Below are 12,235 nucleotides of genomic sequence, written 5' to 3'. Positions count from 1 at the left end.
AGCGTCCGCCCGTGGCTGAGCCGCTGGGCAGCGGCGTACGTCCTCCGCCAAAGGGGCTTAGGTCCCAGAGTGCCCCGGTTACGGCGGTATAAGCGGTCTTGGGAGGGGTATCGCGACGACACCGGCGGGAACGGCGTACCGTCGCACATGAAGGTGTCCTGACATCCGATCGAAAGAAGGGGAGCCGATGTCTCGCCGAACGGTCTCGCCCGGCGACCTGGGCCGCCGCATCGCCTATCACCGCAAGCAGCTGGGGCTCAGCCGCGACGACCTGGCGAAGCGCGCGGGAATGGCCCCCGGTTTCGTGGAATACATCGAGGAGACGGCCGCCTCGATCACCGAGGAGGCGCTGCTGCGGCTGGCAGCGGCGTTGGAGACCACCCCCGACGACCTTCTCGGCGGCGGGATGGATCGGCCGCCGGGCCAGGGACTCGCCGCGTCGCACCCGGTGCTGCACACACTCGATCCCGAGGAGTGCATGCGTCTCATCGCTCCCGGCGGCGTCGGCAGGGTCGCCTTCAGCGGGCCGGGCGGGCCGACGGTCTTCCCGGTGAACTTCAAGGTCCACAACGGGGCGATCGTCTTCCGTACGCAGCAGGGCGGCCCGATGGAGGAGGCGATGCGCACCGGCATGGAGGGCGTCGAGCTCACGATCGGTTTCGAGGTCGACCGCATCGACGACGTGAACCGAGAAGGGTGGAGCGTGCTCGTGCAGGGACCCGCGCACCACGTTTCGGCGGACGAGGTGAAGGAGGCGGCCGGCACCGGGGTCGAGCCCTGGGCCGGGGGCGCGCGCGAGGCGTACATCAGCATCGTCCCGCACCACATCAGCGGGCGCCGGATCCTCGGCTTTTGACGCAAATTCCCAGCAAAAGCTGTTAAATCGCGACATACCAGGCCAAAAGTCCCTTCCGCTCGCCTGGGACGGAGGGAAGGCTGAACTGGGAGGTGTTCGCGATGGAAGCCAAGGAATGGAACATCGAGATCTTCATCGATGAGGACGATGCCGACCAGGTGACGACGGCCAGAGCCGTACTCCACGCAGGTGACGCCAGCACCAGGCACGAGAGCGTGGCGCACGCTCGGCGCAACCCTCATGATCGGGCGGTTCCCCAGATCGGGGACGAGCTCGCGGCGGGGCGCGCCCTGTCCGACCTGGCCGCCAAACTGATCGAGGACGGCGCCGAGGACGTTGCGCAGTTCGCCGCGCCGTCGTCGTCTCGGGCTCGCTGAGGCCCCGGCCCGCCGCCGATCAGTCGATCCGCGGCAGGCCTGGCCGAACGATCCGCGGCAGGAAGTCCAGGGCAGGGCCGGTGGTGTTGAGGGCTCTGCCCTGGCCCGTGCTCAGCGCGGCGGGATCACGGCCACCGGGCAGTCGGCGTGCTCCAGGAGCGCATTGCCGACCGAGCCGAGCACCAGCCCGGCCAGCCTGCCCCGGCCCCGGGACCCGACCACGAGGAGTCCCGCCCCCTCCGACGCCTCCTTTATGACCTCCACCGGGTGCCCGTTGACGACGTGCTCGGTGACCTTCACGTCCGGGTGGCGCCGTGCCGCCTCCGCCAGCGCCTCCGTCAGCATGGCGCGCAGCCCGTCCTCCTCCTGGACCGACGCGGCGGCCTCGAAGCCGCCACCGGCGACGAGCCCCCGCCAGACGTGCACGGCGTGCAGCTCCACGTCGTGGAGCGATGCCTCGGCGAACGCGAATTCGACGGCTGCGGCGTTCGCGGGTGACCCGTCGACGCCGACCACGATCTTGCGGCGGTCGTTCGCCGGGAGCGTGCGCACCACGACGACCGGGCAGGCCGCCCGGCCGGCCACCCCGAGCGCCACCGACCCCACCAGAAGGCCGCGGAAGCCGCCGAGCCCGTGGTTGCCGACCACCAGGAGCTCCGCCTCCTCCGCCGCCTTCATCAGCGCGATCCTGGCGTCACCGGGCAGCAGGGCCGAGTCGACGGCCACGTCACCCTCCTGCTCGCCGATCCGGTCCAACGCCTCTCCGACGACGGACTCGGCCCCTTCGCGCATCCACTTCGCGACGTCCATGTACGGACCGTGCCCGGGCTTCTCGGACGCCCATTTCGGCATGGCGTGCGCCACTCGCAGCGAGGATCCACGCAGCGCCGCCTCCCGGGCCGCCCAGGCGGCCGCCTCCAGCCCCGCGGCCGATCCGTCGACTCCAACAATGATCATCTTTATCTCCCCCTCATCGTGGGCCTCATACATCCCTGTCTACCCTGCGGATCCATGGGTCCGGCGCCAGAAGCACGGCATGAGGAGCGCCGCCTTCGACATTTCGTGCCGCGTACGCGGGAATGAGTAAGAGGACATTCGACGCAAAAGGGGATCATGATGGACATAATCGAGATGATCGAGCAAGCTCAGGACAAACCGACAGTCAAGCGGGTGTTCGGCGAGCCGATCGTCCAGGAGGGGATCACCGTCATCCCGGTCGCCCGCGTCGCCGGCGGAGGGGGCGGCGGCAGCGGAAGGCAGGAGGGCGACAACCCCGGCGAGGGCGTGGGCGCCGGGTTCGGCCTCGGCGCGGCCCCCGCGGGCGTGTTCGTCATCAAGGACGGAACCGTGCGCTGGCAGCCGGTGGTCGACGTCAACAAGCTGGTCATCGGATGCCAGATCGTGATGGTGGTCGCGCTGCTGACCGTACGCACCATCGCGCGCCTCCGGGCCAGGAAGCGCTGAGCGGGATGGACGCCTGGGTGGTCGCCCGTCCGGGGCCGATCGCCATGCATCCCCTCGAACGGACGCGGCTCCCCGTTCCCGTTCCCGGCCCCGGCGAACTGCTCGTGCGCGTCGAGGCCTGCGCGGTCTGCCGTACGGACCTCCACCTGGCCGAAGGCGACCTCGCCCCGCGGCGGCCGAGAACCGTACCCGGGCACGAGGTGGTGGGCAGGGTGGAGGGGCACGGCCCCGGCACGGACGGGCCGCCGGCCGGCACCCGGGTGGGCGTGGCCTGGCTGCGCTCCACCTGCGGCCGGTGCCGCTACTGCCTTCGCGGGGCGGAGAACCTGTGCCCGGCATCCACCTACACCGGCTGGGACGCGGACGGCGGCTACGCCGAGTACGTCACCGTCCCGGCGGACTTCGCCTATCTCCTGCCGGAGGAGGGGGCGGCCGAGACTCTCGCGCCGCTGCTCTGCGCCGGGATCATCGGTTATCGCGCCCTGCTCCGCTCGGACCTGCCGCTCGGGGGCCGCCTCGGGATCTACGGCTTCGGCGCCTCCGCCCACCTGACGGCGCAGATCGCCATCGCCCAGGGCGCCGCCGTACACGTGATGACGCGATCGGAGCAGGCACGGGAGCTGGCCATGACGCTGGGCGCGCGGTCCGCGGTCGGAGCCTGGGACGCGCCGCCCGAGCCGCTCGACGCGGCCATCCTCTTCGCGCCGGTGGGCGACCTCGTACCGACCGCCCTCGCGGCCCTGGACCGCGGCGGGACACTCGCCGTCGCCGGAATCCATCTGACCGACATCCCGGTGCTGAACTATGAACGGCACCTGTTCCAGGAGCGGACACTGCGCAGCGTCACGGCCAACACCCGCGCGGACGGGCGGGTCTTCCTGGACCTCGCCGCGTCGTACCGTCCCCGGGTCGCGACCACGCCCTATCCGTTCGACGCCGCCGACCAGGCCCTGGCCGACCTGGCCGCCGACCGCGTCGAGGGAGCGGCGGTGCTGCTGCCGTAGTGGAAGAGGGTGTCAGAACGGACGTGAGGCGATGTGAAGCGATCATGGGCGGATTCATATGCCCGAACGGCCCTCCGGTTTGGGACTTACGACCTCTGCCCGCCGCCGTCCGGCGCCACTTTGATTGGTGCAGGCATTCCCTGACCGTGTTTGGAGGCACATGATGCGCGTCAAAGTGAAGGACGTCATGACCACGCATGTGGTGTCGGTCAACGGAAGCACTCCTTTCAAAGACGTCGCCGAAGTGCTCATCGCACACAGCGTCAGCGCCGTACCCGTGGTCGACGGCGAGGGACATGTGATCGGGGTCATCTCCGAGGCCGACCTGCTGCGCAAGGAACAGTTCAAGGAGCAGTACTACCGGGAGGGCTACCAGCCGCCGCTGCGCTCCCGGCTGCGGCACCGCCTGACGGAGAAGAACCACAGCATCAAGGACACCGCCCACGGTGACACCGCCGCTGAGTTGATGACGTCCCCCGCGGTGACGATCCCGCCTGGGGCCTCCGTCGTGTCCGCGATCCGGTTGATGGACCAGCACGGGGTCAAGCGACTGCCGGTGGTGGACGCGGAGGGCATTCTGATCGGCATCATCAGCCGCCAGGACATGCTCCGGGTGTTCGTACGCAGCGACACTCAAATCGCCAAGGAGGTTCGCGACGACGTCGTCGGGAATTCGCTCTGGTTGGAGACCTCGCAGATCGAGGTCGAGGTGTGGCAGGGGATCGTCACGCTGACCGGATGGACGACCCGGCGCAGCGACGCCGCGATCGTGGTCGCCATGGCGCGGCGGGTCCACGGCGTGGTCGATGTCGTCGACAGGCTGGAGTGGGGAGAGGACGACACCTCGCGCTGGGGCCGTAAGTAGCGGCTTCCGGACGGATCCCAGTCCGGACGCGCCCTCTACGCGGGGCGGTGCCCAAAGCAGCGAGAAAGGGCGGGAGACGCTCCCGCCCTTCGCCCGTTCGGCCCGTTCAGCCGGGTCACTCCCCCGGATCACTCCCCGGTCGGCTGCTCCTCTCCCGCCGTCCGCTGGATCGGGATCTTCCGTCCCTCGATCTTCTTCTCCTTCTCCAGGCCGACGCTCACTTCGAGGACACCGTCCTTGTACATGGCCTGGACATCGTCCTCCCGCGCGTCGGGTGGCAGGGTGAGGGACCGGTAGAGCGCTCCGTAGTGGAATTCGGAGCGGCGACGCTCCCTCGTCTGCTGGGTCTTCTCCGCGCGGATCTCCAGCACCCCGTTGGTGATGGTGATGTCGACGTCCTTGGAGGGGTCGATGCCGGGCAGTTCGGCCCGCACGACGTAGCGGTCGCCCTCCACGTAGTCCTCTATCCGGATGAGCTCCGCCGTCGTGCGCAGCCCCATCATCGGCGACTCCAGCCACTCCAGCAGGTCCGGGAAGGGCCACCCGGCCTCCCTGCGTGCGATGGCACCCATCTCCGACTCCCTTCTCATGCGCGCCTACACCTCCAGAACATCACCAGACGTGGGGCGGTGCGGCAGGGCCACAGGTCCCTGGCGGTGGGGACCATCGGCCGGAACCGCGAACCCTCCGAACGAACCCCGACCCCGGCCCGCCCGCTGCCTTCCGCCCGGCACGCGGGCCGACGGAGGAACGGACGAAGGTCCTTGCTGACCTGGGCCGATCAGCACTGTGCCCGGCGATGGGGATTCCCTAGCTTCGAGCACGTGTGGAGGTGTGGGATGAATACGCGCGTACCGGCGAGAGCCGCCAGATTCCTGGGGCTGGACCGCAATCCGCTGCGCCGTACAGCCGATCACGCGGAGTCGGCGATCCTGATCACGCTGCTCCTCCTCTTCTCCGTGATCATGCCGCTTGCGACGTACTACGCGACCCGATCGGCGTACGTCACCGCACAGACGGAGAACGCGGGCAAACACCAGGTGACCGCGATGCTGTACGAGCAGCCTTCCCCGGCGCGGACGGCGCGGCTCGGCGGGGCCGCCGATTTCCGGGCTGGCGCCCGCTGGCACACGCCCGATGGCGGGATCCACCAGGCGGTGATCCCGGTGGCGAGCACAGCCACGCCCGGCACGGAGGTGCGCGTCTGGGTCAACGCGGACGACCAGCCGTCCCGCGAACCCGCGAGCACACTGGAGATCATCATGGCGACCGCGATCATCGCCCTCGCGTCGCTGTCCGGGATCGCCGCCGTGCTGGCGATGCTCGTCGGCCTCCTCCGGTGGATCATGCAGCGCCGCAACCAGCGACGCTGGGAGGAGGCGTGGACGAACGTCGAACCTCGCTGGGCCCGCCGCTACTGAACGGTCCGTACTGAATGGTCCGTACTGAATGGTCCGTGCTGAACGGTCCGTGCTGAACGGTCCGTGCTGAACGGTCGGCGTAGGGCAGCGCCGGGTGGTCTGTGTCGGCGGTCAGTGTCGGCGGTCAGTGTCGGCGGTCAGTGCTGGGCGGTCAGTGCTGGGGCGGCGGAGCCGTTCACGGTCAGGACGCTCTCGAGCGTGGTGATCGCCGGAAACGTCCCGGTGTCGATGATCCCGTGCTCGTTGTACACGGTCTCCAACAGGGCGTGGGCCTTGGGCTCCAGCTTCCAGAGCGCGCGATACTCCCGGGCGGTCGCCAGCGGAATGCCGATCTCGTGCGCGATGTCGGCCGCGCGAGGAACGAAGCGGCGCTCGATCTCCCTGTCCCAGTACTGACGCGCGGCGCGCATCAGCGCGGCGCGCTGCGCCGTGTCGACCGGAGGGGCCGGTTCCACCATCTCCAGGTCCTCGTCATCGTCGTCATCGAGGAGCGCCGCGCCTGCCGGAGTTCCGGGTCCGGCCGGTACGGTGGCGCCCGCCAGGCCCGCTGCGGCGAGGAGGGCGGGATGCGAGGGATGCCCGGCCTGCGCGGTCTGCTGGTTCTTGTTCTCCTCTTCGGGCGCCCACGGGACGGGCGGGCTCAGGTCGATCAGCGCGGACGTGTTGTAGAGCGCACCGATCTGGGACAGCAACGCCTGCTGCCGGGCCGAGTCGACGGCCAGACCGGTGTACTCCACCGCCTGGTCCATCGCCCGGTCGAGCTTGGTGAGCGCGGCGCGGATCTTCCGGTCGGACGCCCCGGCCGCGCGCAGCGCGCGAGCACGCTTGGCGGCCAGTGCCACGCGGGTGAGCCTGCGATGGGCGTCCACCTCGCTCGCGGTGCGGTCGCCGGCCTCCGCCAGCCCGATCCGGACCATGACGCGCTCCGGGGTGATCCGCCAGTTGATTCGGGCCCGCCCAGTGATGCGGTGCCGTTCGATCGCCATGCCGCGTTCCCACAGCCACGCCGCGACGAGCGGGGCAGCGAGCCGGAACAGCGCCTCGGCCACGCTACGGGCGTCCATGCTGGACAGCACGGCCGACAGGCAGGTGAACACCCACACGGCGATGCCGTCGATGCCCGCTGAATAGTTCTCCCTCATGTTCCGGCGGGCCCGTACGGCACTGGTGATGACGGCGACTTCGATGAAGGCGAAGAGCAGGAGGCGGAGGGGGCCGTCGAATCCCAGGACGTCGCCCGAGAAACGCCACATGCCCTGCGCGGACACGCCCGTGGCGATGGTCGCGGCGACGATCGTGAGAATGTCCTCCGCCGGGCGGGGTGCGGCGAAACGTCGGAAAAGGTCGGCCAACACCCGATACGCGGCGCGAAGCACGAAATATCCGAGGACCAGAATGATCAGGGCGAAAGCGCAGATGAGGGCGGTACCGACTGGATGGTCCGACGTGAAGGCGGCGATTTGATCCATGGGGGGCATCAGTCACTGTCCGTCAGTCTCGAAGTACGCGAGGAATATCCCGCGATCATTCCAGAATGTCGGCATCTTGTTTGCGAAACGGAAGTTCGCAACGAGACAGATGGGAATATCGCCGGCCACAGAACCAGCCACACGGCCGAGGGTGAAAGCACAGCCTTGATCGCCCCGGAGGCCGAGCCGGTCAACAGAAGGCGACGGCGGGCAGCCGGACAGTCCCGGCCGCCCGCCGAGGAAATCCACGGCCCTTCGGAACCCGGGCGGCAGCCGGGCCGGTCAGCGGAGGGCGCGGCAGAGAGTGTCGAGGGTCACCCTGACGATCTCGTCGGGATGTTCCTCGGGATGTTCCTCATGGGGTTGCCGCTCGTCACCGGACGGCCGCTGCCGGCCGGATTTCCGCTCCTCGTCGCTCAGGAGGCGGGATCCCGCACGGAGGACGCCCCACGCGAGGTGGGCGCGCAGGCCCGCGTGGTCGTACCCGGCCTCGTCCAGCGCCTCTCTGAGCGGCTCGATCAGCGACTCGTGCAGCTCGTCCACGCGTTCCCGGCACTCGTCGGGCAGCCCGACCGCCTGCAACGCCGGGACGAGCGCGTAGTCGGGGCTGCCGACGAAGTCCAGCACCGCCGTGCCGTACGCGCGGATCCTGTCGTCGAAGATCGCGCCGTCACCCGCGTCCCGCAGGGAGGCGCGCAGGCGGATCAGCCACCGGGGGAAGGCGTCCTCAACGAGCTGGGCGAGGATGTCCGCGGTCGAGGCGAAGTAGCGATAGACGCTCGATCGGGCGAGGCCGACCCGGGCCCCCACGGCCGCCGGCGTGAGCGCCTGGACTCCCTGTTCCGCCAGGACCACGCGCGCCGCGTCGAGCAGGGCGGCGTGCTGGTTGGCCCTATGGTCGGCGACGGTCGCCGCGCTGATCCTTGGCATCTCCACCTCCAGTGCCGGCCTTCCAGTATCCGGCCCCGCGCGACCTCCCCGGCATGAAGCCGTTCCTGGTGCCGTGACCGGCAAGGTTTGCCCGGAAGGAGCGGTGTCCAGGGCGGTGCATCGCAAGGCGGAGGAGGAGCTCGTAGCGGAGCCTACGGCCGACATTCCCGGGCCCCGCGGAAAGTCCGAGCTTGCGAGGAGTTTTCGTGGGTGGGGCGACAACGCAGCGAGGTGCCGTTCTGGGCGACGCGACGGGGCAAAGATTGACGGGAGGGGCACTTAGTCGACCCGCTCCATTGTCGATCTCTCCTGCTCGTCGTCGCCTGTCTCGGCTCCGCCGTCGGCCAGGGCTTCGGTGTGGCCGCGGCCGGGCGCGGCGGCACGCGGAAGTAGGAGCGTGGCCCCCACACCTGCCAGCAGGATCAGCGCCGTGAGCAGCGTGACGCGGCGGGTCGTCTCCGCGGAGGCCGCCACCGCCGCCGCGTGGATCTCCGGCTCGCGCAGCCCGGCGATGGCCACTCCCCCGCTTTCCTGCACGGCGTGCGCCACCTCGGTCCGTACCTGGGCCGGGAAGTCGTCCAGGTGCCGCTCGACCGACGAGCCGAGCCCCGTGACCAGCACCGCGCCGAGCACCGCGACCCCGAGGGCCGCGCCGACCTGGCGTACCGTGCTCTGCAGCCCGGACGCCTGGCCCGACTGCCTGGGCGGCACATCGGCCATCAGCACGCTGGCGAGCTGCGCCGACGCGAACCCGATCCCCAGCCCGTAGACCACCAGCCATGGGACCGGCCGCCACGGGCTCATCTCGGCGTCGATCGACAGGGCGATGCCGAGCGCGCCGACGACTTCCAGGCCGACGCCGATCTGCACCACCATCCGCGAGCTCGCCTTCTTGACCAGGCCGGGGACCATGCCGCCGGCCAAGAAGGTGCCCAGGGCCAGCGTGGCGATCACCAACCCGGTCTGGAACGCGCTGTAGCCGAGCGCCGACTGCAGGAACAGCGGCAGCACGAGGATCAACCCGAACTCGCCCAGCGCCACGACCATCGCGGCCATCGCGCCGTACCGGAAGCTCGGCAGCGCGAACAGCGTCAGGTCGATCAGGACGGGACGTCCCACCCGCCCCCTGGCCCGCTCGACCAGCACCAGCGCGATCAGGGCTACGACCCCGATGCCGAACGCGAAGGGGACGGGGGTGACACCCTCGAATCGCACGCCGAGAAGGTCCGCGGGCCGCAGCGGGGTGAGCCAGCCGTACTTCTGGCCTTCGATGAGTGCGAAGACGACCGAGGTCGTGCCGATCACCGTGAGCAGGATGCCCAGGGGGTCATGGCCGGAGGCGTGCTCGTCTCGCGAGTCGGGCACGCGGAGCGTGCCAAGGAGGATCAACGCCCCGATGGGCAGGTTGACCCAGAACGCGGAGCGCCAGCCGTACTCGGTGACGAGCCAGCCGCCGACCAGCGGGCCGACGCCTGCCATGCCGCCGATGACCGAGCCCCAGACGGCGAACCCGATCACGCGCTGTCTGCCGGTGTAGGTGGAGTTGATGATGGCGAGGGTCATCGGGATGACCATGGCCGCCCCTACGCCCTGGACGACCCTGGCGCCGATCAGCGTCGGACCGCTGCTCGCGGCGGCGGCCAGGACGCTGGCCAGCAGGAAGACGGCGACCCCCGACGCGAAGAGGCGGCGTCTGCCGCGCAGATCGCCCGTACGGCCGAGCGGGATGAGCAACGCCGCGAACGTCAACGAATAGATGGAGTTGACCCACTCAACGTCGGTCGCGGTCAGGCGCAGATCCGCGATGATCGCCGGAACGGCGACGTTCACGATCGTCGCGTCCACGACGATCATCGACGTCCCCAGCGCGAGCACGACGAGGGGCAGCCAACCCTTGCGGGCATTTGGCGACATCATGTCGCTAACGATAGCAACACTGCGTCGCCATCTGTCGTCCCATCTGGCCACTCGCCGCCCCCCGTACCGATCGAGAACCCACGAGGGACCCACACACCGATCGGGGAACCCATGCGCCGATCGCGGAACCCATACCGATCGCGGAACCCACGCACCGATCGGAGAACCCACGAGGGCCCCCGTACCGGTCGCGGAACCCATACCGATCGCGGGATTCGGCGGCAGCCGGCCCGAAGCCTCGTCACCGCCGCCGATGGCGGGCCAGATCACGGGCGAGGTGCGACGGCCGCAACCCGCCGTTCGCCAGACTGCGCAAATCCGCCGCAGTGTCATGCATGAGCTGCACGTGGAAGTAGTTGATGTATTCGAGCACCGCGAAGAGCGCGAACGCCAGGCCGGGCCACGAATCGCGCCCAGGATCGGCTACGACGGCACCGGCGGTGATCGTCAGCCCGGTCACCAGCAGCGGGACGTCGGTCACTCGCGCGATCAGAAAGGCCTGCGCCCCGGGGAGGACGCCCGGCTTACGCAGTTGGCGCAGCTTGGCCGCCCAGTAGAGCGCGCCTTGAGTCAGAAGAACCGCGACCAGGGCGAACCCCACGAAGTTCGCCGTCGTCACAGGCAGGCCGACCAGCCCGAACCAGACCAACGCCTGAAACGGGATGTTGCCCATCTCGAGCAGAGCCAGCATTCGAAGGCGCGCCCGCACCTTCGAAGGTGCGCCGGGTGCCAAAGCAGGTATTCGGGAGACGACCATGAACCCATTCTGACGCTCCGGCGAGGCACAGCATCGGCCGATGGACGCATGCCCGTGCGTGGCGGCGGAGGCCACATGACGGCGACCTCGACGGCGACCTCGCACAACGTCGCGCCGCCCCGATCCCTGTCAGCGACACAACATCGTGCCGCCCCGACCCCTGCCAGCGACCTCACAGCGGTGTTGCGCTGCGCCGATCTGCGAGGGCGACATCCCCTCGCTTCGGGTTTCTATTTGATTCTGACATTTCACCAGGGACTGGCCGTAAAATATCCCTCTTTTCCAGAATTCACACCATGTCGTCGCATCTGCCGCCTTCCCCCCATAGGCGAATCGAAAACCGCTACAAATCGTCGAACCGTCTCACAACTTCCGCGCACTGAAAGCCGACATGGTGCTGTGTCGCGCTCCCGTCACGGGATCGCGACACGACGCGACGCCAGGATGCCGCACGTTCGCAGGCACGCAAGCCATCAAGCCATCGGAAACTGCGGACCGTCCGGAGTCGTCGCGCACTCGACCCCGTTCAACCACCCACCGGGCGTCCACACACCAGGAATATCGCTCAGCCCCGAGTGGAGTGGGATGAACCGGTAGGCGGCGGCGTACAGCACAGCACCCGCCCCGAGCGATGAGACGACGGCTGAACGCTAGACAAGACCGACCTACCCATACAGACGAGACTTGGGGGGCGTCACACCGGTAACAGCACAGGCGATGGCCACGCCGCGTCCGCCATAGAAAAGAGGACATATCGCGAAATTCCATTATAAATAGACGCCCCGCAAAAATGCATTGTGAATCCGTTGCGAATGCGTGTTCGAGTGTGGCATTATTCAGATGCGCGTTCGAATAGTCGGGGAGGGGGCGGGCGTGGCGGAGTTCTTCGGATCGTTGGAGTTCTTTTCGCGAGACGAGCGTCCTTCTCCGCCTGGGCCGTGTGATTCCGAGTGGTGGGATCAGATCACCTCGCGGGCGAAGTCCTGGAGGTCGGACGGCAGTTCAGCCCTTGCCCCCGATAAGGACTGCGCGGCACCCACGTCTGCCGGCAGCGGCACCGTCCACAACGGCGCTCCGGCCGCGGAGCAGCGGCCTGCTTCCGGATGCGGGAAAGCCTCCCACCGTGGAGGTGCCTTCGCCTATGGCGAGACTCCCCCCAACGGCGACGCCTTTCA

Annotated in this window: 12 protein-coding genes; 6 read left to right on the top strand and 6 right to left on the bottom strand. The window is 69.0% G+C overall.

The window, feature by feature from the left end:
* Positions 1–187: 187 nt before the first annotated feature.
* Complete coding sequence (locus QSK17_RS29835; protein ID WP_285708829.1) at positions 188–856, top strand: pyridoxamine 5'-phosphate oxidase family protein; 669 nt, start codon at positions 188–190, stop codon at positions 854–856.
* A 101-nt stretch (positions 857–957) separates the two neighbouring features.
* Positions 958–1,233, top strand: a complete 276-nt coding sequence (locus QSK17_RS29830) for a dsRBD fold-containing protein (RefSeq protein WP_285708828.1) — start codon at positions 958–960, stop codon at positions 1,231–1,233.
* A 111-nt stretch (positions 1,234–1,344) separates the two neighbouring features.
* On the opposite strand, the gene QSK17_RS29825 is transcribed toward QSK17_RS29830, so the two are convergent.
* Positions 1,345–2,190 (bottom strand): universal stress protein, encoded by an 846-nt coding sequence (locus QSK17_RS29825; protein WP_285708827.1) that lies wholly within the window; start codon positions 2,188–2,190, stop codon positions 1,345–1,347.
* A 156-nt stretch (positions 2,191–2,346) separates the two neighbouring features.
* Here QSK17_RS29825 and QSK17_RS29820 point away from each other — a divergent pair, with 156 nt between their 5' ends.
* The 3 genes from QSK17_RS29820 (at position 2,347) to QSK17_RS29810 (ending at position 4,566) form a co-directional block, all read left to right on the top strand.
* On the top strand, positions 2,347–2,697 hold the full coding sequence (locus QSK17_RS29820; RefSeq protein WP_285708826.1) for a GerW family sporulation protein: 351 nt from the start codon (positions 2,347–2,349) through the stop codon (positions 2,695–2,697).
* Positions 2,698–2,702: 5 nt separating this feature from the next.
* Positions 2,703–3,701 (top strand): zinc-binding alcohol dehydrogenase family protein, encoded by a 999-nt coding sequence (locus tag QSK17_RS29815; RefSeq protein ID WP_285708824.1) that lies wholly within the window; start codon positions 2,703–2,705, stop codon positions 3,699–3,701.
* A gap of 160 nt (positions 3,702–3,861) precedes the next feature.
* Entirely contained in the window at positions 3,862–4,566 is a 705-nt protein-coding gene (locus tag QSK17_RS29810) for a CBS domain-containing protein (protein ID WP_352231863.1), read from the top strand.
* 128 nt (positions 4,567–4,694) lie between these two features.
* Here the strand turns inward: QSK17_RS29810 and QSK17_RS29805 are convergent, their stop codons facing one another.
* Positions 4,695–5,138, bottom strand: a complete 444-nt coding sequence (locus tag QSK17_RS29805; RefSeq protein WP_285708823.1) for an Hsp20/alpha crystallin family protein — start codon at positions 5,136–5,138, stop codon at positions 4,695–4,697.
* Positions 5,139–5,405: 267 nt separating this feature from the next.
* Here QSK17_RS29805 and QSK17_RS29800 point away from each other — a divergent pair, with 267 nt between their 5' ends.
* Complete coding sequence (locus QSK17_RS29800) at positions 5,406–5,987, top strand: Rv1733c family protein (RefSeq protein WP_285708822.1); 582 nt, start codon at positions 5,406–5,408, stop codon at positions 5,985–5,987.
* Between the two features lie 137 nt (positions 5,988–6,124).
* Here the strand turns inward: QSK17_RS29800 and QSK17_RS29795 are convergent, their stop codons facing one another.
* The 4 genes from QSK17_RS29795 to QSK17_RS29780 all read right to left on the bottom strand — a co-directional run bounded on the left by QSK17_RS29795 (position 6,125) and on the right by QSK17_RS29780 (position 11,060).
* Positions 6,125–7,456 carry a hypothetical protein gene (locus QSK17_RS29795; protein ID WP_285708821.1) on the bottom strand — a complete coding sequence of 444 codons (1,332 nt, stop codon included), beginning with the start codon at positions 7,454–7,456 and terminating at the stop codon, positions 6,125–6,127.
* Positions 7,457–7,738: 282 nt separating this feature from the next.
* On the bottom strand, positions 7,739–8,386 hold the full coding sequence (locus QSK17_RS29790; RefSeq protein ID WP_285708820.1) for a TetR/AcrR family transcriptional regulator: 648 nt from the start codon (positions 8,384–8,386) through the stop codon (positions 7,739–7,741).
* Positions 8,387–8,665: 279 nt separating this feature from the next.
* Positions 8,666–10,303 (bottom strand): MFS transporter, encoded by a 1,638-nt coding sequence (locus tag QSK17_RS29785; RefSeq protein WP_285708819.1) that lies wholly within the window; start codon positions 10,301–10,303, stop codon positions 8,666–8,668.
* A gap of 241 nt (positions 10,304–10,544) precedes the next feature.
* Entirely contained in the window at positions 10,545–11,060 is a 516-nt protein-coding gene (locus QSK17_RS29780; RefSeq protein WP_285708818.1) for a hypothetical protein, read from the bottom strand.
* Between the last annotated feature and the right edge of the window lie 1,175 nt (positions 11,061–12,235).

This window comes from Microtetraspora sp. NBRC 16547 (assembly GCF_030268965.1).
Taxonomy (GTDB): Bacteria; Actinomycetota; Actinomycetes; order Streptosporangiales; family Streptosporangiaceae; genus Microtetraspora.
The sequence above is the reverse complement of the archived record's forward strand: the minus strand, read 5'-3'. Positions and strand labels throughout refer to the sequence as shown.